The organism is Caballeronia sordidicola, from assembly GCF_000729995.1.
GTDB lineage: Bacteria > Pseudomonadota > Gammaproteobacteria > Burkholderiales > Burkholderiaceae > Caballeronia > Caballeronia sordidicola_A.
Window position 1 is genome coordinate 610688 of sequence record NZ_JNFG01000199.1, and the last position, 21843, is coordinate 632530.

The 21843-nt window shown below is 60.4% G+C and carries 19 protein-coding genes; 13 read left to right on the forward strand and 6 right to left on the reverse strand.

Features of this window, described 5'->3' with window-relative positions:
* Positions 1 to 14: 14 nt before the first annotated feature.
* Positions 15 to 962 carry a LysR substrate-binding domain-containing protein gene (locus FH08_RS0137500; RefSeq protein WP_051888823.1) on the reverse strand — a complete coding sequence of 316 codons (948 nt, stop codon included), beginning with the start codon at positions 960 to 962 and terminating at the stop codon, positions 15 to 17.
* 98 nt (positions 963 to 1060) lie between these two features.
* Here FH08_RS0137500 and FH08_RS0137505 point away from each other — a divergent pair, with 98 nt between their 5' ends.
* Positions 1061 to 4666 (forward strand): ABC transporter ATP-binding protein, encoded by a 3606-nt coding sequence (locus FH08_RS0137505; RefSeq protein ID WP_031363262.1) that lies wholly within the window; start codon positions 1061 to 1063, stop codon positions 4664 to 4666.
* 69 nt (positions 4667 to 4735) lie between these two features.
* Here the strand turns inward: FH08_RS0137505 and FH08_RS0137510 are convergent, their stop codons facing one another.
* Together FH08_RS0137510 and FH08_RS0137515 are read right to left on the reverse strand one after the other, a co-directional pair.
* The gene (locus tag FH08_RS0137510; RefSeq protein WP_031363263.1) at positions 4736 to 5080 is read right to left on the reverse strand and encodes a DUF3088 domain-containing protein; all 345 of its coding nucleotides are present in this window, start codon (positions 5078 to 5080) and stop codon (positions 4736 to 4738) included.
* A gap of 158 nt (positions 5081 to 5238) precedes the next feature.
* Positions 5239 to 6456, reverse strand: a complete 1218-nt coding sequence (locus tag FH08_RS0137515; RefSeq protein ID WP_031363264.1) for an acyl-CoA dehydrogenase family protein — start codon at positions 6454 to 6456, stop codon at positions 5239 to 5241.
* Positions 6457 to 6772: 316 nt separating this feature from the next.
* Between FH08_RS0137515 and FH08_RS0137520 the strand changes: the two genes are divergently transcribed.
* The gene (locus FH08_RS0137520) at positions 6773 to 8002 is read left to right on the forward strand and encodes a lipase family protein (RefSeq protein ID WP_031363265.1); all 1230 of its coding nucleotides are present in this window, start codon (positions 6773 to 6775) and stop codon (positions 8000 to 8002) included.
* Positions 8003 to 8088: 86 nt separating this feature from the next.
* Here the strand turns inward: FH08_RS0137520 and xdhC are convergent, their stop codons facing one another.
* Genes xdhC through xdhA form a run of 3 tightly spaced genes read right to left on the reverse strand, consistent with a single transcriptional unit; the run spans position 8089 to position 12604 of the window.
* Positions 8089 to 8670 carry a xanthine dehydrogenase accessory protein XdhC gene (xdhC, locus tag FH08_RS0137525; protein WP_031363266.1) on the reverse strand — a complete coding sequence of 194 codons (582 nt, stop codon included), beginning with the start codon at positions 8668 to 8670 and terminating at the stop codon, positions 8089 to 8091.
* A 13-nt stretch (positions 8671 to 8683) separates the two neighbouring features.
* On the reverse strand, positions 8684 to 11071 hold the full coding sequence (gene xdhB / locus FH08_RS0137530; RefSeq protein WP_031363267.1) for a xanthine dehydrogenase molybdopterin binding subunit: 2388 nt from the start codon (positions 11069 to 11071) through the stop codon (positions 8684 to 8686).
* A 27-nt stretch (positions 11072 to 11098) separates the two neighbouring features.
* Positions 11099 to 12604, reverse strand: a complete 1506-nt coding sequence (gene xdhA / locus FH08_RS0137535) for a xanthine dehydrogenase small subunit (RefSeq protein WP_031363268.1) — start codon at positions 12602 to 12604, stop codon at positions 11099 to 11101.
* Between the two features lie 775 nt (positions 12605 to 13379).
* On the opposite strand from xdhA, the gene FH08_RS0137540 reads away from it, so the two are divergent.
* From FH08_RS0137540 to FH08_RS0137595, 11 genes are all read left to right on the forward strand, one after another.
* On the forward strand, positions 13380 to 13694 hold the full coding sequence (locus FH08_RS0137540) for a DUF4148 domain-containing protein (RefSeq protein WP_031363269.1): 315 nt from the start codon (positions 13380 to 13382) through the stop codon (positions 13692 to 13694).
* Positions 13695 to 14058: 364 nt separating this feature from the next.
* Positions 14059 to 14301 (forward strand): DUF4148 domain-containing protein, encoded by a 243-nt coding sequence (locus tag FH08_RS0137545; protein ID WP_031363270.1) that lies wholly within the window; start codon positions 14059 to 14061, stop codon positions 14299 to 14301.
* Between the two features lie 113 nt (positions 14302 to 14414).
* The gene (locus tag FH08_RS0137550) at positions 14415 to 14702 is read left to right on the forward strand and encodes a hypothetical protein (protein WP_031363271.1); all 288 of its coding nucleotides are present in this window, start codon (positions 14415 to 14417) and stop codon (positions 14700 to 14702) included.
* Between the two features lie 39 nt (positions 14703 to 14741).
* Positions 14742 to 15158 (forward strand): organic hydroperoxide resistance protein, encoded by a 417-nt coding sequence (locus FH08_RS0137555; RefSeq protein ID WP_031363272.1) that lies wholly within the window; start codon positions 14742 to 14744, stop codon positions 15156 to 15158.
* A gap of 361 nt (positions 15159 to 15519) precedes the next feature.
* On the forward strand, positions 15520 to 15972 hold the full coding sequence (locus FH08_RS0137560) for a zinc-finger-containing protein (RefSeq protein ID WP_031363273.1): 453 nt from the start codon (positions 15520 to 15522) through the stop codon (positions 15970 to 15972).
* 120 nt (positions 15973 to 16092) lie between these two features.
* Positions 16093 to 16482 (forward strand): hypothetical protein, encoded by a 390-nt coding sequence (locus FH08_RS0137565; protein ID WP_235210627.1) that lies wholly within the window; start codon positions 16093 to 16095, stop codon positions 16480 to 16482.
* A gap of 225 nt (positions 16483 to 16707) precedes the next feature.
* The gene (locus FH08_RS52235; RefSeq protein ID WP_152603014.1) at positions 16708 to 17436 is read left to right on the forward strand and encodes a hypothetical protein; all 729 of its coding nucleotides are present in this window, start codon (positions 16708 to 16710) and stop codon (positions 17434 to 17436) included.
* A gap of 391 nt (positions 17437 to 17827) precedes the next feature.
* Positions 17828 to 18451 (forward strand): ParB-like protein, encoded by a 624-nt coding sequence (locus FH08_RS0137580; protein WP_031363276.1) that lies wholly within the window; start codon positions 17828 to 17830, stop codon positions 18449 to 18451.
* A 325-nt stretch (positions 18452 to 18776) separates the two neighbouring features.
* A complete protein-coding gene (locus FH08_RS0137585; protein WP_235210628.1) occupies positions 18777 to 19802 on the forward strand; it encodes a YncE family protein in 1026 nt (341 codons plus the stop codon).
* Positions 19803 to 19810: 8 nt separating this feature from the next.
* Positions 19811 to 20776, forward strand: a complete 966-nt coding sequence (locus FH08_RS0137590; RefSeq protein WP_031363278.1) for a sterol desaturase family protein — start codon at positions 19811 to 19813, stop codon at positions 20774 to 20776.
* 170 nt (positions 20777 to 20946) lie between these two features.
* On the forward strand, positions 20947 to 21810 hold the full coding sequence (locus FH08_RS0137595; RefSeq protein ID WP_031363279.1) for a cytochrome c oxidase assembly protein: 864 nt from the start codon (positions 20947 to 20949) through the stop codon (positions 21808 to 21810).
* Positions 21811 to 21843: the final 33 nt, after the last annotated feature.

Here is a 21843-nt window from a genome sequence, read left to right on the forward strand (position 1 = left end):
CCTCGCCGGGCCTGTCAGATCGCCGAGCGCTCAAGCATGAAAGTCTGAAACTGGATCAGCGTTGGATCCGATGTGCGCTCGGGATGCAGGCGAATGATGAACTGCCAAGAACTCTGCAATTCATGCTCCGGAAACAGGCGAACCAGCCGGCCGTGGGCCAAGTCAAAATCGATCAGGGGTGAACGGCCAAGCGCCACGCCCTTGCCCGCAATGGCAGCTCCAATGATCGGGTTAAAACTGCTCAACCGGACCAGGTTCTGCTCCTGAAGTTCTCCCGCGCCGAGCAGCGCAAACCACGTCTGCCAGTCAATTTCACGACTCGATTCGTGGTGCTCCTCCTGCAACAGCCGGTGCTCGGTCAATGTCTGCGGCGTAGCGGTCCGTGGGTCCATTAACAGCGGGCTGCATACAGGGAACACAGTCTCCCGGAGCAGCGCCCGATCGCTCGGGTGCGGGTCCGGCTCATCGTTCGTCGAGCTTGACGAGCTACGCATCGGCACGCGCAGAATTGCTATATCGATGGTGTCATTCTGCCAGTCGGGCTCGTCGTCATACACCCTGAGGTTCACCGCGATCTCCGGATGACGCGTCGAGAATTCAACCACGTGCGGTGCAAGCCAAAGCGATGAAAACGGCGCATTGGCGGAAACCGTCAACGTGCGGCGACGCTTGCGCCGCCGCGTGGTCAACCGCTCGCAAGCTTCGCCCAGCGGAATCAGGCTGGCTTCAATAGCCAGCAGCAACTCCAGCCCGGCAGACGTGGGCTGCGCGCGTGAATTCGTACCGCCACGGTGAAGCAACGGTGTACCCAGGGTTGACTCGAGCGCGCGCAATTGATGACTGATGGCGCTCTTGGTTACGCTAAGCTCTTCCGCCGCACGGCTCAGGCTGCCAAGTCGGGCCACGGCTTCGAACGCCTTCAGGGCGGATAACGGCGGAATGTGGGGAGATAGTCTTGGCATGATGGGTAAAGTTTATCTCAACCCTGGTTGAGAAAGCATCGCTCGCGTGCAACTCGGGTCCATGCCACGATGATCCAATACCTTGAGGAGTTACCCGCATGTATTTCGATCTTCGCCTTTGGCAACTGACTAAAGGGCTACGCGGGCACATGGTGCTCAGCATCGTTGTCGGATTGCTGGCCCTGCTGGCCGGAATCGCACGCTTTGTGTTTCTCGGCCAGTTGCTCGCACTGGTCTTGCGAGGCAGTCCATGGCAATCGTGGGTGGCCCCCTCGGTCGCCGTGGCGGCTGCGATCGTGCTGCGCGCGTTGCTGGATCACTGGCGCGCGGGCGTAGCCTGCCGCACCGCAGCACGGGCTCAGGAAACGCTGCGTGGCCAGCTGTATGACCGCATCGTGACGCTCGGGCCGGCCTGGTTCGCCGAACAACGTACGGGCGGCGTGATGCTGTCGGTCATCGACGGCGTCGAGCAGTTGCAGACCTTCTTCGGGCAGTATCTGCCGCAGCTGGCCGTGGCTCTTTGCGCGCCGTTTGCCATCTTCGGGTTCATCGCATTCTGGGACTTGCCCGTGGCCACCGTGCTGCTGGCTGCAGCGCTGGTGGCGTTGTTCGGACCGATCGCCGTGCATATGCATGAACGCCGCACCAGCCTTGCGCGCGCCCAGGCATTCAAGGAGTTCGGCGAAACGTTTCTCGATGCAGTCCAGGGCCTGCCGACCCTCAAGGCGTTCGGGCAAAGCCGCGTATGGGGCGAACGCCTCGCTACGCAGGCACGCGCTGTCTCCGACAACACCTTCTGGGTGCTTGCAGCAGGCCTTCTTACACGCGGCATCGTCGATCTTGGAGCGGCTGTGGGCGCCGCGCTGGCGCTCGTCCTTGGCGCATGGCGCGTGACCCACGGGGAGATGGGCCTGACTACGCTCCTGATCGTCCTGATGGCAGGTACAGAGATTTTCCGGCCGCTGCGCGACCTGCGAAGTGTTTTGCACCAAGGCATGCTCGGGCAGGCCGCGACGGCGGGTATTCGCTCGCTGCTCGAGGCTAACCCGCCCATGCCCGAAGCCGGCACCGAGCCGTTGCGCGGCACTCAGGCGTCACTGGATTTCGACAACGTAAGCTTTGCGTATGCCGGCGGCCGGGGCCTTGCGCACCGTGGGCTGACGTTCTCGGTGGCGGCCGGTGAGCGCATCGGCATCGTGGGACCGAGCGGCGCAGGCAAGTCGTCGATCGTTCGCCTGTTGCTGCGCCAGTACGATCCGCAAAGCGGCAGTATCCGCATTGCAGGTCAGGACGTGCGTACGCTGAACCCCGATGCACTGCGCGCGAAGATCGCGGTGGTCGCGCAGGACACGATGCTGTTCGCGGGTACCGTCGAGGAAAACCTTCGGCTCGGACGCCCGGACGCCACCGTCGATGAACTGGAAGCGGCCGCGCGGGCAGCCTACGCTCATGACTTTATCTCGAGCCTGCCTGACGGGTATCAGACCTCTATCGGCGAGCGCGGTGTGCAACTGTCAGGCGGCCAGCGCCAACGGCTTGCCATTGCCCGGGCACTGCTGCGCGATGCCCCGATCTTGATACTGGATGAAGCGCTCTCAGCCGTCGATGCGGAAAACGAGGCACTGATTCAACGGGCGCTGGATCGTCTGATGCAAGGCCGCACCACGCTGATTCTCGCGCATCGTCTATCGAGCGTGATCGGCGCCGATCGCATCCTGGTGCTGGACGATGGCCTTGTCGCGGAGAGTGGCACGCATGATGAACTGATGAAAAGAAGCGGGCTGTATCACCGCTTGATGGGAGCGCAGGCGACGCCTCGCAGCGTCTTGCCGTTGCGCTCCGATGCAGCCGCAGTCGGTCTTCAGGAAGGTGTGCTCAGCGCAAAGACTGCGCCATCCACTGAGACGGAAGAAGACGCCGTGCAAGGTCTGCGCGAGCTCGATGCCGACGCGAGAACCCTGGACTGGAAGGCCACCCTTGCCTCGTTAGTCTCGGCAATCCATCCCTGGCGAGTGCGATTGGTGCTGACCATTCTATTGGGCGTTGGGCGAGTGACCGCTTTCATCGGCGTTGGCGTGCTGGGCGCATGGCTGGTCGCAGCGCTGCGTGCCGGCAATCCGCATCAGGCGATCGTGACGTATCTGTTGCTCGTCGCCCCGCTCGCCGCGGTGCTGCACTGGCTTGAATCATGGCTCGCGCACGACATGGCGTACCGGCTGCTGGCGGATCTTCGAATCCGCTTGTTCGCACAACTCGATCGTCTGGCGCCGGGCTACCTGATGCGCCGTCGCTCCGGCGACCTCGTGACGCTCGCTACGCAAGACGTCGAGACCATCGAATATTTCTACGCACATACTGTCGCCCCCGCAATCGTCGCGGTGCTGGTGCCGACCGCGGTGATAGCCGTCCTCGCCACGGCGGCCTGGCCGCTCGCGCTCGGGCTGCTGCCGTTCCTGGCCTACGCAATGCTCTCGCCGGTGCGCGGGCGCAACCGTATCGATGCGCTGGGCAGCAAGGCACGCGAATCCTTGGGTCTGCTCGGTGCGCACATGACGGAGACCATCCAGGGTTTATCCGATCTGCTCGCGTTCCAGGCGACCGGGCGCAGGCGAGAAGCGTTCATGGCGCTGGCACGCGAATACAGCATGACCCGGCTCGCACTGCTGTCGGATCTGGCTCGACAAACCGCGCTGCTGGATGTGGCGACCGGCCTCGGCGGATTGACAGTTGCTGTAGTGGGCGCGTGCCTGGTCTCGGCCGGGCAGCTTTCGGCGGCCTGGCTGCCCATGCTGATTCTGCTCGCCGTGGCAGCCTTCATGCCGGTGGCGGAGATCGCGCAGGTGGGCAGGCAACTGGCCGATACGATCGCGTCGGCTCGGCGGTTAAGGGTCGTGCATGACGAACCCATTCCGGTGCTCGATGGAGATCGCGACTTGCAACCGTCGCCAGGAGGATCGGAGGTCCGCTTTGAAGACGCTCGCTTTGCCTACGCCGAGCGCGCTCAACCTGTGTTGAATGGCGTGTCTTTCCGCGTGCGTGCCGGATCTACCGCAGCGCTTGTGGGAGCCTCAGGCGCCGGCAAGAGCACCATTGCGAACCTGCTGCTGCGCTTCTGGGATCCCGATACAGGGTCGGTCCAGCTGGATGGCGTCGACTTGCGGCGCTTGCGGCTAGACTCGCTGCGCTCGCACGTTGCGCTCGTATCGCAGGACACGTATCTGTTCAACGATACGCTCGAGGCCAACATCCGCCTCGCACGGCCCGATGCCAGCGCGCAAGCACTGCAACTCGCGCTGGAGCAGGCATCGCTCGCCGACTTCGTGGCAACGCTGCCGCAAGGCCTCGCTACTCGGGTAGGTGAACGAGGCGTTCAGTTGTCCGGAGGACAGCGTCAGCGTGTTGCCATCGCGCGCGCTTTTCTCAAGGATGCGCCGGTACTGGTACTGGACGAAGCAACGTCACATCTGGACGCCATCAGCGAAGCGCAGGTACACGCCGCGCTAAAGACTCTCATGACCAATCGCACAACGTTGATCATCGCGCATCGTCTCGCGACGGTACGCGAGGCCGATCTAATCATCGTGCTGGACCACGGCTCGGTGATTGAAGCGGGACCTCATGCGCAACTGCTCGCGAACAACTCGGTCTATGCGCAACTGGTCAACAGGCAACAGGTTGGCAACGGCTTGCAGCAGTCCGCGTGAGTTTGCAGGTCATGGGCGCCACGGATGCTGATAGCGGTATGCCAACGCTGCGGGTTGCTTACCGGTTCATCAATGGACCTTCGGAAAACCGTGGCGTTCGGCGAGCAGATCCAGGATGCGACGCGTATCGGTCACAAAGCTTTTGTCGCCGAGCGTCTGCACGTCGGCAGGCACCGGATGCTCGTCTCCGAGAATCAGGACGGGCAAGCTCTGGTGGTCCGCATCGAGCGCAGCGACGACCGCTTCGCGCGGGCGCGCAAATGGCAGACGATGGACATCAAGGCGTGTGGTCTTCGACGGATCGCTGGCCAGCAGGCCTTCGATAGGTGCGCCATCCGGGCAGATGAAACGCTCACCAGGATATTTAGGATCGGTGAAACCCGGCTCCAGCAGCAGTAAAAGGTCTTGGCTCACGATTTTGTTAATCCTCGAAGAAGAGAGACGAATCGAACGATTTCCGCTCCATGCGAGCGGGGTCGCTGTGAATGAATCGACAACTTGAACCACTGTGCGCTGGTCTTGCCGCGTTTCCTCGCGTGCGAACTAACGGCCTGTCTCGCACACGGAAAACCTTAGAACACGCGCCCCTCGGTCAGATGCGTGGTATCGCCGTTCAACTGATAACCCCCAATCACTCGCGCCTTGTGCAACAAAGGGTTGTGGCTAAAGATCGTGCGCAGGTTGCGCCAGTGGCGATCGAAGTTGTGCACACGCGACGTGGCCGACGCGCCGCCCGCCTCGAACAAACGTTCGCCCGCATGCAACGCCAGTTTGCTCACCACTAACTGTGTCTTGGCCGTGGCCAGCGCGCCCTGCAGCACCAGGTCTTCGGCATTGTCATCCCGATTGCGAATGGCGTTCGCCGACCGGTCCAGTACGCGCGCATTCTGCTGGACCAACGCATCGATTGCATGACTGTGTGCCGCGAGATCGCCCACCACTTGCTGGATGAAATGATCCTCGCGCGCCGATGCCGCCGGGCTGTGAAGCACCGGCCGTCCATGTTTGAGCACGTAGTTTTCAGCATCCGCGAGGATATTGCGGACGATGCCCGCGGCCACCGCGACGAGGTGCAACTGCCGCAACGCCCCGCCATGCCGTCCTGCCAGGGTTGAGTTACCGCGCTGTGCGACTTCGTCCGCATAGACTTGTACGTTGTCGAGAACCAGGCTGCCGCTGGCAGTCATTCGCTGGCCCATGCCGTCCCAGTCGTCCAGCACCTGGATACCCTCTCGATTGACAGGAATGACCGCTACCACGTTGTTACCGTCTTCACCCTGCACGTTGATGCGGGCATAGTCGGAAAACGCTGTTCCGGTCGAGTAGTATTTCTTGCCCGTGACACGATAGTTCTCGCCATCGCGTCGCAATATCGTGCCGATCTCGCCGGGCCGCGATGTGCCGCGCTCAGTCGAAGCGCCACCGAATATCGCGCCGTCCAGCAAGCGCTGGATCTGCGTGTCGTTGAACTTTGAACGCGGCGACAACAAGAGCGACTCGGTAAGATCGAAATGGATCCGCAGTGCATGGGCGACGTTTGACTCTTCGGCCGCGAGCGTGGCAATCACATGAAAGAGATCTTCCAGCGATCCGCCCAGTCCGCCCCATTCGACCGGGAGTCGCAGCAAGCCGAGACCGGACTTGCGAAACAGCGCAAAGCCATCGAACGGCAACTCACGCCGCGCCTCGCGTTGAGCGGCGTCCTCGCCTATTTCATGCGCCAACGCCGGCAGCGCGGCCAGCGCTGCATGCAATCGCGACGTTGCAGAAATCTCAGAGGGTGCATTCATAATCTTTAAATCCTTCTAATAGCTTACCGAGCTTGGAACGCGCAATCGGCAATGCGTCACCTGAACTGTTATGCCGAGCGTATATCTCACTGTGACAGCGCAATAATGTAGTCGTGGGTTCGCCGCGTCGCTCTATCGATTTCAGCTTTGCATATGCATTGTTCTGTGAAGACCAGCGTGTTCGAGGATTGCGCCGAATCGCTTTACCTGATGTGACGACCTTAAAATAAAATCAAACACATGTATTGCCAGCCTCGATGTCCGGGTGGAACACTCAGTCGGCCGATGCCACCTCAAAACAAAGGAAAACACTTTGATGTCCAGTGCAAAATTCGGGCGACTATTCATGCTGGTCATAGCGGCTGCCATCGGCACATCAAGGGGCGTCGCCGCATCGGAGCCCGTCATCGGCGACGGCGGTGTCCCCGCGTTCTACACCTGGACGGAGCAGGTGCCGCAAACGCCCGGGCAAATGCTGCGCACCGAACAGTTGACGCCGCAGCAAAGCCTCACTGAAGCCGGCCAGAATATCCGGATCCTGTATACGTCGACAGACGGTCTCGACAACCGCACGCCGGTTGTCGTTTCCGGTGCGCTGTTTGTGCCGAAGGGAACGCCGCCCCAAGGCGGCTGGCCACTGATGGCGTGGGCGCACGGCACTGTCGGCAGCGCCGACGTGTGTTCGCCGTCATTCGCCGGCCGCAGCGGACGCGACACGCGCTATCTGAACTACTGGCTCGCCCAAGGCTATGCAATCGTCGCGACTGACTATCAGGGTCTCGGGACACCCGGCCTGCATCCGTACGGGCTCACACGCCCTCTCGCGTACGGCGTCCTCGACAGCATCCGCGCGGTTATCCGTGGCGGATTCGACCTGTCGGCGCGGGTGGTCGTATTCGGGCAATCGCAAGGGGGTCGCGCCGCGTTCGCGACGGCCGTCTATGCGAAGACCTATGCGCCCGAGTTGAATATTGTTGGTGTAGTCGCAACCGGCACACCGTACGCAGCCGTCCATGAGCGTGCGGATGACGCGGAGCTGGCGAATGCACGCAGGTCGGTCCTCCCGACCTTTGCGTACGACATGCTGCGACTCAGCACCGCCACGCTGCTCGATCCGTCGTTCGTACCAGGGGACTACCTGAACGAGCACGCCATGCCGGCGTTCGAAACCAGTCAGCGCGAATGCTTGCACGCCATTGAACAGAGGATCGTCGCGGACGGGCTCACGTTCGACAGCAGCTTCAAGCGCTCGCCGAAGCCGGCGCTCGCTGCAATCAACCGCGAAGCGGCGTATCCAACACTGAAGTCGGACATTCCGATTTTCGTCGGCACGGGTGGCAAGGATCGCGATGTGTTTGTGCCCGGTCAGGTCGCGCTGGTCACCAACGCATGCAAGGCTGGCGACCGGATCGAATGGCATTTATATCCGACGCTTGACCATTCCGGAACCGTCAATGGCTCGCTTCCAGATTCCACGCAGTTTGTCGCAAGGGCATTTGCGGGCGAGCACATTGACGGCAATTGCGAATCATTGCCGAAGCTTTAGCGGGATTCGTTTCTGAGGGAGAGCCTGTCAGTAATCAATGATGGGGCCTCCCCTTGTCACCACCGGGCAGTGGTTCACAGGACCTGCTATCGATCAAGTCGCTCGCCTTCACGCCCCAGGCATAGCCGAGCGCCATACTGCGACAAAGCCCTGACCTGCATCAACTGCGCACAAACCGCTACAGCAATAGAAGCAGGCGCCTTGTCCACAATTCCCTCCACGCCGATCGGACAGGTCATCTCAGTCAATCGCGCAGGGTCCACACCCCGATCGACTAATCGACGCTCGAACTTCACGCGTTTCGTCTTCGACCCAATCATGCCGAAGTAAGCGAAATCATTGCGTCGCATGATCCGGGTCGCTAGCGAAAAATCCAGCGAATGGTCATGCGTCATCACCAGAAAGCACGCGCCGGCCGGCGCCGAATCGACAATCGCATCCGGCGTATCCGTCGCTTCAATCTCTACGTTGCCGGGCACTTCATCCGGGAATAGTTCGTCGCGTGCATCAACCCATTGAACCACGCAAGGCAGCATGCCCAGCAACTTGACAAGGGCATGCCCGACATGCCCCGCCCCGAACAACACGATATGCGTCGGCGGTTCAGCCGGTGGCGTAGACACCCCGCTACGACGGCCGACAACGACAGATTCCTGGAGCATTTCCATAGCAAGCCTCGAATCAGTGAGCGGCAGCAGCTGCCGCCACTGCAGCGCGAACAGCACCCACCGCTTTCAGGATTTCCTCGCTGGTCGCGGGTGCGTTCATCGGCGGATTCACGGTGTTATTGCCTACACTCGCCACTGCGTCGCGGATCGCGAAGAACACCGAAAATGGCAGCAGCAAGGGCGGCTCACCGACTGCCTTCGACCGGTGGATGCTGTCCTCCACATTGCGGTTCTTGAACAACCGGACGTCGAACACGGGCGGGCAATCATTGACCGTCGGGATCTTGTACGTCGAGGGTGCGTGGGTCATCAGCTTGCCGCCCGCGTTCCACCACAGTTCCTCGGTCGTCAGCCAGCCCATTCCCTGGATGAAGCCACCTTCGACCTGCCCTACATCCAAAGCCGGATTGAGCGACGCGCCCACGTCATGCAGTGCGTCAGCGCGCAGCACGCGCATTTCGCCGGTCAGCGTGTCGATCACGACTTCGGAAACCGCTGCGCCATAGGAGTAGTAAGAGAACGGCCGGCCCTGCATCTTCCCCTGGTCCCAGTAGAGCTTCGGCGTCTTGTAGAAACCGTCGGACCACAACTGCACCCGCGCGCGATACGCCTGCACGATCACTTCGTCGAAGGGAAACGCCTTGTCGCCGACCACAATCCGGTCGTCGACGAAACGCACATCGCGCGCGTCGACTTGGCCTTCGCCATAGTGCTCGGCGGCCAGCGCGGCAAGCCGTTCGCGCAATTGCCGGGCGGCGTCCTGCGCGGCTTTACCGTTCAGATCGCTACCGGTCGACGCGGCGGTCGCCGACGTGTTCGCGACTTTGCTCGTGTCGGTCGCGGTCACTCGCACACGGTTGAAACGGATGCCGAGCTCGTGTGCGACTACCTGCGCGACCTTCGTATTGAGCCCCTGGCCCATCTCCGTGCCGCCGTGATTCACGAGGACCGAGCCATCGGTATAAATGTGCACCAGCGCGCCGGCCTGGTTGAAGTGAGTCACGTTGAACGCAATGCCGAACTTCACCGGCGTCAACGCGAGCCCCTTTTTCAGCACATCGTTGTTCGCGTTGAATTCGCGCACAGCCTCACGACGCGCGCGGTAATTGCTGGTGGCTTCGAGCTCGTCGAGCAATTCGTGAATCACGTTGTCTTCGACCGCCTGCCCGTACGGCGTCACGTTGTGCTCGGTCTTGCCGTACAAATTTCGGCGGCGCACGTCGAGCGAATCGAGTCCCACAGATCGCGCGATGTTATCGACAATGTATTCGATCGCGAACGCGCCCTGCGGGCCACCGAAGCCGCGAAATGCCGTGTTCGACTGCGTGTTGGTCTTGCCGCAGAACCCGTCGATCGACACATGAGGCAGCCAGTACGCGTTATCGAAATGGCACAGCGCGCGGGTCATCACCGGGCCTGAAAGGTCAGCCGAAAAGCCGCAACGCGATGTCATGTCGACGGACACGCCGTCGATCAGGCCGGTGTCGTCATAGCCGACTTCGTACGTGTAGTGAAAGTCGTGCCGCTTGCCGGTGATCATCATGTCGTCGTCGCGATCCGGACGCAGTTTCACCGGGCACAGCAGCTTCCATGCGGCGAGCGCCGCACAGCACGCGAACAAGCCTGATTGCGACTCCTTGCCGCCGAAGCCGCCGCCCATCCGCCTGCATTCGACCAGCACGTTGTGCGACGCGACGTTGAGCATGTGCGCGACCATGTGCTGCATTTCCGACGGATGCTGCGTCGAGCACCACACGTGCATGCCATCGTCGTCCTTCGGCACGGCGTACGAAATCTGACCTTCCAGGTAAAACTGTTCCTGGCCGCCGAGCAGCATTTCGCCGCTTTCCCGATGCGCGGCCCATGCAATCTTCGCACCGGCGTCGCCACGCGCAAGCTTCATCTTGGGCAGCACGCGAGAGTCGGCCGCACGCGCCTGTTGCGGCGTGAGGATCGCCGGCAACTCTTCATACACGACCTCCGCACGGCGTACGGCGCGGCGGGCAATGTCGTGCGACATCGCGACCACGATGAACATCGGCTGACCGACGAACTGCACGATGCCATCGGCGAGGATCGGGTCGTCACCGTGAATGATGGGACCGACATCGTTCACGCCCGGGATATCGGCGGCAGTGAAGACGGCGACAACGCCCGGCACTGCCCGCACGGCATCGAACGACATCGACACGATCTTCGCATGCGCTTTCGCCGACATCCCGAGCGCCGCGTGCAACGTACCGGCGACCACCGGGATGTCATCGGTATAGCTCGCGCGGCCGCTTACGTGCAGATGCGCGGATTCGTGCGGACGCGAAACGTGGACCTGCGTGAAGTCTGCTTCGAGCAGATCCTTCGCTTCCTTCATGTCCTTCAGGAACGGTTCGGCTTGCTGATTCATTCTGTTGTTCTCCGTGTCCTTCGAGGTTCAGGATGCAGTCACTGCGCGTACGTCGAGCGCCGCTTTCGGCAACGGATTGTCCGGACGTGTCTCGAGCCAAAAGCGATGCAATGTGTTCTTCGCGGCTTCGAGCCGGTAGTTGCTCGACGCGCGCATATCGGACAACGGCGCGTAATCCTTCGCGAGCGCGAGCATGGCTGCCTGCGCGGTGGCTTCGTGCCAGTCGGCGTCGCGCAGTACCGCTTCAACGTGCGTCGCGCGCTTAGGCGTGGCGGCCATTCCGCCGAACGCGATGCGCGGATCGCGAATGATGTTGCCGTCAGCTATAAACGAGAGCGCCGCACACACCGCCGAGATATCCGAGTCGAAACGCTTGGACAACTTATAAGTACGGAATTGCAGATTCGCGCGTACGCCAGTGCGCGTGGGCACTTTCAACCCGAGAACGAATTCGTGCTCGGCCATGTCCTTCTTCTGATAGGCCAGATAAAGGTCTTCGAGAGGCATCTCGCGCTCGATGTCGTTTCCGCGAACGACTACGTGCGCGCCGAGCGCGATCAGGCCGGGCATGGAATCGCCAATCGGTGAACCGTTCGCGATGTTGCCGCCGAGCGTACCTGCGTTGCGGATTGGCAGCGACGCGAAGCGCTTCCACATTTCCTTCAGTTCGGGATAGTGCTTCGCGAGTTCCTCGTATGCTTTTTCAACCGTGACACCCGCACCGATTTCGATCCAGTCATCCGACGTTTCGATCTTCTGCAGCGCGCTGATTCGCCCGACGTAGACGATGTCGCCGAGATCGCGCATGAGTTTGGTGACCCACAAGCCGATGTCGGTGCTGCCGGACAGAATGCGCGTCGACGGTTCTGCGGCCTTGATGCGCGCGAGTTCGTCAACGGTGCGCGGCGCTTCGAAACGCTGGCCCGCGTGTTCGTATCGGAACGTGTCTTCGCGTTCGAGCGTGGCGAGCGTGCGGGACAGCGCGGCGACATCGACCGGCGTTTTGGGCGCCGGGACTTCGAACATCCGCACCGCCGCGTCGACGATAGGCCGGTAGCCGGTGCAACGGCACAGGTTGCCGGTCAGCGCGTCGGAGATGTCCGCGCGTGACGGTACGGTTTTGTTCGCGCATGAATGTTCGTGGCCGTGCTTCTCGTATAACGACCACATCGACATCACGAAGCCCGGTGTGCAGAAGCCGCACTGCGAGCCGTGGCATTCGACCATGGCTTCTTGCACGGGATGCAGCGAACCGTCCGGCTGACGCAGGTCTTCGACGGTGAACAGCGCTTTGCCGTCGAGCGTCGGCAGGAACTGAATGCACGCGTTGACCGCCTTGAAGCTGACGCCGCCTGCTTCATCTCGTTCGCCCAAAACGACCGTGCACGCACCGCAATCGCCTTCGGCGCAGCCCTCTTTCGTACCGGTGCAGAGCGCGTCTTCGCGCAGGTACTGGAGGACTGTGCGCGTGACGTCTGCGTCGCTGACTTCGCGGATCGCGTTGCGGTGGTAGAAGCGGATAGGCTGGCTCATGTCTCGGTGCTCGCGTTGGTTTGCGTTGCTGCTTTTTGGGGGGCGTTCTGGCGTCGGGTCGTGGTTGTAGCGTCGTTGCGCGGGTTTTCCCGGCTGGCCTGACCGCTGCCTCAGTGACGGTTCGAAAAGTATCACTGTCAATATTTAGAACCCATAGCGGGGAAGATATGGGCGTCATATCGCCGCGGCGATAAGTCACGGGCGGTGGGATGTCGACGCGTCTTTCGGGAATGTAATGTGGACAACGCCCGCTGCTAGTGGTCGCCGCGGCGCGCGTCTGAACTCAAGTTCGAATCCGTGCTACCACAGCCAAACCAACGATCATCCCCTCACGGCCAACGTCATCGCGCAAAACGTATTGCCACCCACGACCACCGCGCTGGTTGCACGCTGACCTAGTCCCGAGCGTGACGATCCTTTGTCCCCGGGCCGCGTCGTCATCAACATTCGATGCACGAAACTTGGCTCCTGGTTGATTTCCGATACGGCCATCCGGAGGGCAACACCTCCAGTGTTTGCTACGACGACGGCGAGTTCATCGACGTAACGCCGATCGTTTGTATCGCAATGTATCTGCGAGGCGCGTGGACACATAACGTTGCACCCCAGTGCATGCCGGACACAAGCCAGATACGTCCAGGCCGTCTAATACATTCACGCCAGCCACGCTTCACGGCGGATTCGAATCCAGTCCAACGCAAATCCGACTCGATTCAGCTTCGACCACTTAACACGCGAACCGATGTTTGCGGAAACAGACTCTCAAGAGGAAATCATGAAACTCGTTCAATCGCTGATCATTGCCGCTGTCGTTGCCATCCCGGCCGTGTCGTTCGCTCAATCGAACGAACCCCTTACCCGGGCCGAAGTGCGCGCTCAACTGATTCAACTGGAAAAAGCCGGCTATAACCCCACTGGCGACCAGACGCAATATCCGCAGAACATTCAAGCGGCGCAAGCGCGGATAGACGCGGCGAACGGCGTATCAGCAGCATCGTATGGCTCGTCGACCAGCGGTACGGCTGCGGCAAGTTCACGCGCGACAGGGTCTGACGTGAACGGTCTCGGCCCGATCTACGCGCGTCCCTGAGTCAAAGGCTGCGCTCTCGCAGTAAAGAACGAAGCAGGGCCTTAACCATCGGAATTCGTGCTCCGATGGTTAAGGCCCTGCTTCGTTCCAGGGTTGTGTTCGTTACGTCGGGGCGCATGCATCCCCCGAGTACCCAATGGATTTCCTCGGCCGCTCAGACGCGACCAACCGGTGTGTGGGATGTGCCTCTTCGGCCCGTTACAGCGTCACCTCGCGGATTTGTATCGCAACGTATCTGAGCGTCGCATCGATACAAAGCATTGGATTTCCACGGTTTTATGGACACAAACCGGATACCTGCAGGCGTTCTAATGCATCAACGCCGGATGCACCGGCACTGATCAAACCTTCTCAGGAGAGTTACATGAAACGCTCAATGATTGCCTTGGCTTTTGCTGCATGCGCAGTGTCGGGTTGGGCCCATGCCGCCGGCACGGATGGGTCGGCCGGCGAAGCAGCCAGCAATGTTCAGACACAGCAATGGTCGCCGAGCCGCGACATCATTGCCCCCAAGACCCGCACGCAAGTTCGTCAGGAACTGGTTCAAGCGGAGCGGGACGGACAGCTCGCTCGCCTTAACAGCACGTTGTATCGGGGAGGCATGTGACTAAGCATTCGTCATCGAATTATTTCAGTTAGTAGAACCTAGCTCAATAAATTTCATAGCATTCGACCAGTCAAAAAGATCGACCTGCACTACTCCCTACTAGAGGTTTCACCATGAACAAACATTTTATCGGCGTGGCAATCATCGCAATCAGTACAGCAATCGCCGCCCCCGCATTTGCCAGCAGCGGCTATGGTCCGGTGCCTCACTACAACCCGATCGTCGGCGCCCCCTCGTCGCAACGTGGTCAAAGTGCACAGACCGTCCGCGCCGAATTTGCCAGCGCTGAGACCAACGTCGACATCGCCAGGCAGTCGTTTGGCGGCGTAAGCGAAACCCGTTCGCAATCGGGCATGCGCGAACTGGCGGATGCCCCCCGTACGCCCTATTTACATCACTGAACTGAACTGAACGCAACGCAACCAAACAAGGAGTCAACCATGGCACAAGTTGAAAAAGTACTTTATACCGGCAAGACCCACACTACGGGTGGTCGTGACGGTGCGTCCCACAGCGATGACGGCCGTCTGGACATCGCCCTTTCCGCTCCTGGCAGCAAAGGCGCCGGCACTAATCCCGAGCAACTGCTCGCGGCAGGCTGGTCTGCCTGTTTTATCGGCGCAATGGGTCTTGCCGCAGCCAAATTAAAGCTTGCCCTGCCCGCCGGCACGGCAGTCGACGCTGAAGTGGACCTGGGTACGATTGCGGGCGCGTATTTCCTCCAGGCGCGGCTGAATGTCAGCCTTCCCGGTCTGGACCGTGAAGTCGCCCAATCTCTCGCCGATGCCGCGCACCAAACCTGTCCCTATTCCAAAGCTTTAAGCGGCAACATCGACATCGTGATCACGGTTGTCTGAGCCAGACGCGTTCCCTTTGCGGCATCGCTCCGCGGTCAAGCCGGTTCGATGCCACACTGGAACCCATGTCACCGGGCAGCCGTGCATCGGGCCGCCCGTAAGAATTCGTTAAAATCCGGGCGGCGTAACGCCCCCGCATCTGCCAGACTGGTGATCAAACACTCTGCTGCCTCGTCACCACCTTCACTCGCGGCCTCGGGCTCACCATGGCGCGCAGCCTTCTTCCGTCCGCCGCGACGAAACCCCAGCATGCACACCCAATCCGGCCGGCATCCACATTCCATTCAGCTTGCCGCCTATACCGTCGTGCACGAACTTGGCTTTTGCTATATTCCCAGTTTCCTCTGGCAACCTTTCAATCATGCGAGTCGGCCGTCCGGTTCAAGCCCTGCCTCATCCGAATTGCGACTATTGCGGCGCAAAGGCCTCGCTTGTGCGGCCCGGAGAGACCGCTTACCCGTATCAAGACGGGCACGGGCCGCTATGGCTATGCGCACCTTGCGAGGCCTGGATCGGGATATTCGCGCGCAGTACGCGCAACCTCCCGCTCGGCCGGCTGGCGAACGCCGAATTGCGGGAATCGAAAGCAAAACTCCACGCCGCACTGGAACCCATGGCGGAGGCAAAGGCCAGGCGCGACGGCGTCAGCATCTTTGAGGCAAGGTCAAAGGGCTATAAGTGGCTGGCCGGGGAACTGAAAATAGAGCCGAAAGCCTGCAACATTAATTTGCTCGACCTCGAGCAATGCAAGGCGGCAGTCAGCGTAATCGAACAATTCGAACAAAATCGCCGGGCTGTCACCCCTTCAGAATAACCGCGACCTGTACGTTAACCTGTGGACAACTCTCCCGACGACTCCATGGCCCGACCCCTACCGTTTAACCGCAGCGCACAAGCAACGCGTGTCCGCCTGTCTAAAATGCAGCTTCTTCCGATGCCCAGGACGGAGGCGGACACACTTTCATTGCACGCTCACTGCGCACTTCAGGCGCTGCGCGACGGCGCCGGATGGATCGCCGGAACCCAATCCCTTGCAGAAGTCCTGATCCTGACGGCGTACGTCGCCGAAGCGGGATACGGACAAATCAGCCGCGAGGCGTGGCTGCAGAGCGAGGCAGCGCTTAACGCCGCGTTTGCGCAAGGCCACGCTACGGGCGTCTGGAAACTGGACAACGCAAACTGTGAACAGCTCGCCAGCGTGGTGTGCGTGCACGATGCGCAACTCCACAGCGCGCCGCTGGGCGTACTCGCTGCAGCGAGCGAGCGGCTAGAGCGCCTGAAGGCTGGCGAAGCGGACCCGATGCCCAAACTAAAGAGGGCATGAACAGGAAAATCCGAATTTTGCTTGGGCTACTGTCTGACGGATTCGCCACGCCATCCGCAAGGCATTTGCATTGCTCGCAGGAGCGGGTTTCCACTGTGTCAAATCTTCACAACACTGCATGCGTCCTTCATGAAATAAAGTGACATAGGTCATATCAAAATGATTAAATTGACCAAGCTGATTCCGATATGACAGGACTTGCACCGCGCGCAGGGCGTTGTCTAGTTGTGGATTGGCATCTGTGAAGACCGGCCGGAGACGCGCCGGTCAAATCTAGCGAGAGCAACTATGTCGCCTTGGTTAGCCGTCGCCTTAGGCGCTGGAGTTTTCAGCGCGGTCGTCAACGTAACTTGCAATGTAGTTGCTCGCAAGCGCAACTCAACACGTAGCGCCGCCGGGCGTGTTCACGCCGGTCGCCATACCGCACTGGCCGCGGCCATTACCCTCGAAGAGTTTGCCCACCGCTGTCAGGTGACCATCGATCGCGCGGAACGCCGTGACCTGTCGGAGCAGCGGCACGTTCAGATGGGCGACATAGAGATACCGCCCTTTGCATTTTCCAATGACGTTCAGTGGCGTGACCTCGACGCCGGAAAGGCATCGTACCTTCGCGCCTTCAGCGCCGATCAAACGAACAACGCCGAGCGGATCCAATCGAACGATCGATGCCCGGATGTCGGCGAGTTCGCCGCATACATCAAAGGGCATTGCGCTGAATTCGGGCGGCGAGCCTGGCTGATGGCGGTTGAATTGCGCGAAGAAAACGAATTGGGCGCGGTCAAGGATCACGACTACCTGATCGAATTCGACGCCGCTCTCAGCCGATACACCGCATGGGAACAGCGCCACAAAGTCCGCAAAACCGAGAATGTCTCCACTCCGTCACACGTGACTCAAAGTCCGCACCGTTCTGGAAACAGAGGACGCGGACTCGTCATGGGTGGCCCGGCGTAGGTCTGCGCACGTGGTTGGTGATCAACGCTAATCCGCGTTCGGTGTGGCCGTGTGCGAGCCTCTCAGCCCGTGAGGATAGGCTTCCCGTATATTCTCACCCGTAGCCGGGAGCCGCTCGCTCCGTTCTTACCATTGTCGAAACAAGAAATCACTTTGTTTCGAATTTTTGATTCGTATGCCGAATTAAATCGACAATGAATAACGTGCGCCGCAGCCAATTGATTGCTGCCGGCAAAGCGATGACCTTGATAAAAGACTTTGCATTTTTCATCGCCTGGGTCTTGCTTGAACGCCCCGCTGCCGACATTGCCCTTCGCCCGCATCGCCTACGGAATTGTCGGCGTAAGGTAACCGCGCTATCGTTGCGGCAATTCAAATTCATGAGGCGAACATGGTCCTGCATCCCGACAATCACCTGATCCCCGCGAAACTCGCCGCATTGCGGCCCACGCAGATGACGGTGGGTTATCGCGAAGTCATCGCAAAGCGCGAGCACTGGAAAACGCTGAATAAGAAAGCACGCACCGAGGCCATTGCGTCTCACTGGTTTCCCGCCGTGCTCGGTCCCGAGAAGCTCTACTACATCGTCGACCATCATCACCTCGGGCTTGCGTTGCTCGAAGAAGGCGTCAAGGAAGTGAAGGTCGCCATGCTCAAGGACCTCTCGTGGCTGGATGAGGCAATCTTCTGGCGCATGATGGAGCACAACCAATGGGTTCATCCGTTCGGTGCGGACGGTTCGCGATACGATTTCGAGCATCTCCCCAAGATAGTGACCGGGCTGACGGACGATCCGTATAGAAGTCTCGCCGGCGAACTGCGCCGCGTGGGTGGCTTCGCCAAGGACGCGACGCCGTTCAGCGAATTCCTGTGGGCTGATTTCCTGCGTCCGCGGGTTGCGGAGAGCAAGATCCGCAAGAGCTTTGCGAAGGCGCTGGATCAGGCCAAAGCCGTCGCGCACACGCCAGAGGCACGCTATCTGCCGGGTTGGTCCGGGCTGACCGAAAGCCGGTGACGGACCTGCGTCGGCACTGCACGGGTCGACGCAATCCATTGATAAACGGAATACGGGCACCCCGGCGCCGGCTCGTTTGATCGGGTCGTCCGCCGGGCCACGGCCGCAAACGAAATCTGCGTCAGAAACATATTCAGCGCAGGTTGGTTTCGAGCAAAAATGCGACAATCACACATCATTCATCTGAATTCACGAGTCCGATTACGGAACTGAAAGTATCTGGGGCGTCGTTAGTTTGCCGATCTTCCTCCGTGCAGGATTCCACCTGAATTCGCGGCGCCCCTTCCTGTCAAATAGAAAGCCGATTTCCGAAATGCATACTCCCATGAAGCTTTCACGCCGCGCAGTGCTTGGCCGTGGCCTCGCCATTCCCCTGAGCCTGAGTCTGTCGCCACTTATGGCGCTCCGTTCTGAAATCGCGAGCGCCGCCAACGCCGCCACTGGCTCGCTGGCCATCGTGATGAATTCCGGCGAAGCCAGTGTCTCGGTCATCGACATGGCCTCGCGCAAAGTCGTTCGTACCTTGCCCACGCTACGCGAGCCAAGTCACTGGGCGCTTTCGCAGGACCGCAACAAGCTCTATATCGCCGATGCCAGCGGCAATGCGTTGTTCATCGTCGATCCGCATACCGGTACCGCGCTCGGTCACAAGGTCATTGCCGATCCCTACCAGCTTGGCTTCACGCCGGATCATCGTTACCTCGTTGTCAACGCGCTTCGGCTCGACTATGTCGATGTCTATCGCGCTGACGACCTGAGCCTCGCCAAGCGTTTCTCGCCCGGCTCCATGCCGAGTCATCTGGATTTCTCGCCGGACTCCCGCTGGAGCTTCAACTCCATGCAAGGCTCAGGAACACTTGTCTCGTTCGACCTGACCACCATGACGATACGCTGGAAGTCAAAGGTAGGATCAACTCCGGCCGGCGTGCTCTGGCACAACGGTAAGGTGCTTGTCTGCGTCATGGGCAGCGACCATGTGGCGGAGGTCGACCCGGTCACCGGTGACGTGCTGCGGCGAGTCAAGACGGGCGTCGGTCCGCACAACATTTTCCTCTCGCCGGATGGCAGCACGTTGTATGTGTCCAACCGCATTGGCGGCTCTTTGGTCGCGCTCGATCCCACCACGTTCGCGATCCAACGCACGTATCCGTTCCACGCTGCAGGACCGGACGACATTGGCATCGCGCCGGACGGAAAGTTATGGATCACATTGCGCTTTCATGAACAGGTCGCAGTGCTGGACCCGAAAAGCGGCGCTTACGAAACCATTGATGTCGGACGCTCGCCGCATGGCATTTTCCTTAACTCCGAGTTGAGCCGTAAGGGCCCGATCACCGCGGAAACCTTGTAAGGAACGTCATGCTGATATTCCTCGACAGGTTGTTCAACATCCTCGCCGGCGAGATCGACCAGTACCTCGTTCTGCCGTTGCTCTATCACTTCGGCTGGATGCAGTGGGAAGAGTTGTCTTTCGACTGGGTACTGGTGTGTGTGTACGGGATGTTCGCGGTCATCGTCACCTATGCCGTGTGCTGGCCGCTGGAGGCACTGTTCCCGATCGAGCACTGGGAAGATCGAAAAACAGTGATGACGGACGCGTTCTATACGGTGCTCAATCGTGTCGGTGTATTGCCGGTCGTCAGCTTCCTGCTGTTCTATCAGGTGCAGGTGTGGGTGAACGGTTTTGTGGTCGCTCACGGCTATATTCCGCCAACGGTGGAAACCGTCGTGCCGGCGTTGCTCGGGCACCCGATCGTCACGTTTTTTGCATACGCCCTGATTCTCGACTGCGCGGACTACTGGCGTCACCGCCTGTCGCACTCATGGCGCGGCTGGTACGCGTTGCATGCGCTGCACCACGCGCAACGGCAGATGAGCTTCTGGTCCGACGACCGGAATCACCTGCTGGACGATCTTATTGCGGCAATCTGGTTTGGCGTGGTCGGTCTGGCGATTGGTATTCCACCGCTGCAGTTCCCGCTGCTATTCCTGTTCATGCGTTTCATCGAAAGCCTGAGTCACGCCAATATCCGCCTGTCCTTTGGCTGGCTCGGCGACAGGCTGATTGTCTCGCCGCGCTTTCACCGTCTGCATCATGGGCTGCGCGCGGCTGGCCGTAATTCCTGCAACTACGGCGCCGTTTTCCCGATCTGGGACATCGTATTTCGCACGGCCGATTTCTCGGCGGAGTACCCCGCGACAGGAGATCGACGCGCGCCTGAATCGATGGCAAGCGGCGGTTACTTCGCCCAGCAACTGGGCGGCTTGCGGTTTTTCCTCGATGAAATCCGGGCGTCATCGAAGAAGGCGCACCGCGGTTCTTGACGGTCCTGGCACCGCCGCTTAAGCAGTCCGGCATCTGATAACCGATGCCGGACTGCAGCTACCGCGCCCGCGGTGACCGCCAGCAAGCCTTCCACCCGCCTGCTAACATGCGGTTCGCCCAAGGCGGAGACGCGAGCGCGTCCAGCCCCTCTTACCTATTCCGACCTGCCATGTCTCTCTTCAGCCTGCTCGTCCCATGGGAACCTTCTTTCGGGCTCGTGGCGGTTTTCGTGATTACAGCCTTACTGTATGTGCGAGGGTCGCGTCACGTTCGTATCAGCATTGCCCGGCGCATAGCATTTTGGGTTGGTCTTGCACTCTTCTACATAGCACTTCACACACGGCTCGACTATTACGCCGAGCATGAGTTTTTTGTACATCGGCTTCAGCATCTGGTGCTGCACCATCTCGCCCCGCTGATCCTGATGTCGTCTTATCCGGGCAGCGCACTCCGGGCCGGCCTGCCGTTGCGCTGGCGCAGCGCGCTGCGGCGTTGGCAATACCGCAGGCCGGCGCGTGTACTCGCTGCCGTGGTGCTTAATCCGACCTTCATTTCGGCCGCGTTTGTCATCTCGGTGGTCTTCTGGCTGATTCCAAGCGTGCAGTTCGTCGCCATGCTGGACTGGCGCATCTACACGTTCATGAACTGGTCGGTCGCGGTGAGCGGGCTGCTGTATTGGTGGATGCTGCTCGATCATCGACCGCATCCGCCGAGTCGTACGCGGCCGGGCTTGCGAGTGTTGTCGCCGGTTATCACCATGACGCCTCAAATCCTGGTCGGAGCGATCATTACCTTCTCGACGCACGACCTCTATCCGATCTTTTCGCTTTGCGGCCGCGCGTTCACATCGGTTCCGGCGACGCTTGATCAAAGCCTCGGCGGCCTGATCATGTGGGTGCCGGCCGGCGTGCTCGAGGCAATCGGCGCGATGATGGCCTTGCGCCATCTGTTGCGTCTGTCCGAACTCCCGGCCCGCGTGCCACCCAAGGCAAGGCCTCAGAAACGGCGAGCAAAGCCGGCGCTCGGGAATTGAGATATGTCCGGAGACACCTAAGCGCTCCGGTAG

What these genes read in the sequence shown, in the direction of transcription:
- FH08_RS0137540 (WP_031363269.1), top strand. Translation starts at nt 13,380, where the DNA reads ATGAAACTCGTTCAATCGCTGATCATTGCCGCTGTCGTTGCCATCCCG.
- FH08_RS0137545 (WP_031363270.1), top strand. Translation starts at nt 14,059, where the DNA reads ATGAAACGCTCAATGATTGCCTTGGCTTTTGCTGCATGCGCAGTGTCG.
- xdhB (WP_031363267.1), bottom strand. Translation starts at nt 11,071, where the DNA reads ATGAATCAGCAAGCCGAACCGTTCCTGAAGGACATGAAGGAAGCGAAG.
- FH08_RS0137580 (WP_031363276.1), top strand. Translation starts at nt 17,828, where the DNA reads ATGGTCCTGCATCCCGACAATCACCTGATCCCCGCGAAACTCGCCGCA.
- FH08_RS0137500 (WP_051888823.1), bottom strand. Translation starts at nt 962, where the DNA reads ATGCCAAGACTATCTCCCCACATTCCGCCGTTATCCGCCCTGAAGGCG.
- FH08_RS0137585 (WP_235210628.1), top strand. Translation starts at nt 18,777, where the DNA reads ATGAAGCTTTCACGCCGCGCAGTGCTTGGCCGTGGCCTCGCCATTCCC.
- FH08_RS0137515 (WP_031363264.1), bottom strand. Translation starts at nt 6,456, where the DNA reads ATGAATGCACCCTCTGAGATTTCTGCAACGTCGCGATTGCATGCAGCG.
- xdhC (WP_031363266.1), bottom strand. Translation starts at nt 8,670, where the DNA reads ATGGAAATGCTCCAGGAATCTGTCGTTGTCGGCCGTCGTAGCGGGGTG.
- FH08_RS0137550 (WP_031363271.1), top strand. Translation starts at nt 14,415, where the DNA reads ATGAACAAACATTTTATCGGCGTGGCAATCATCGCAATCAGTACAGCA.
- FH08_RS0137565 (WP_235210627.1), top strand. Translation starts at nt 16,093, where the DNA reads ATGCCCAGGACGGAGGCGGACACACTTTCATTGCACGCTCACTGCGCA.
- FH08_RS0137590 (WP_031363278.1), top strand. Translation starts at nt 19,811, where the DNA reads ATGCTGATATTCCTCGACAGGTTGTTCAACATCCTCGCCGGCGAGATC.
- FH08_RS0137560 (WP_031363273.1), top strand. Translation starts at nt 15,520, where the DNA reads ATGCGAGTCGGCCGTCCGGTTCAAGCCCTGCCTCATCCGAATTGCGAC.
- FH08_RS0137555 (WP_031363272.1), top strand. Translation starts at nt 14,742, where the DNA reads ATGGCACAAGTTGAAAAAGTACTTTATACCGGCAAGACCCACACTACG.
- FH08_RS0137505 (WP_031363262.1), top strand. Translation starts at nt 1,061, where the DNA reads ATGTATTTCGATCTTCGCCTTTGGCAACTGACTAAAGGGCTACGCGGG.
- FH08_RS0137520 (WP_031363265.1), top strand. Translation starts at nt 6,773, where the DNA reads ATGTCCAGTGCAAAATTCGGGCGACTATTCATGCTGGTCATAGCGGCT.
- xdhA (WP_031363268.1), bottom strand. Translation starts at nt 12,604, where the DNA reads ATGAGCCAGCCTATCCGCTTCTACCACCGCAACGCGATCCGCGAAGTC.
- FH08_RS0137595 (WP_031363279.1), top strand. Translation starts at nt 20,947, where the DNA reads ATGTCTCTCTTCAGCCTGCTCGTCCCATGGGAACCTTCTTTCGGGCTC.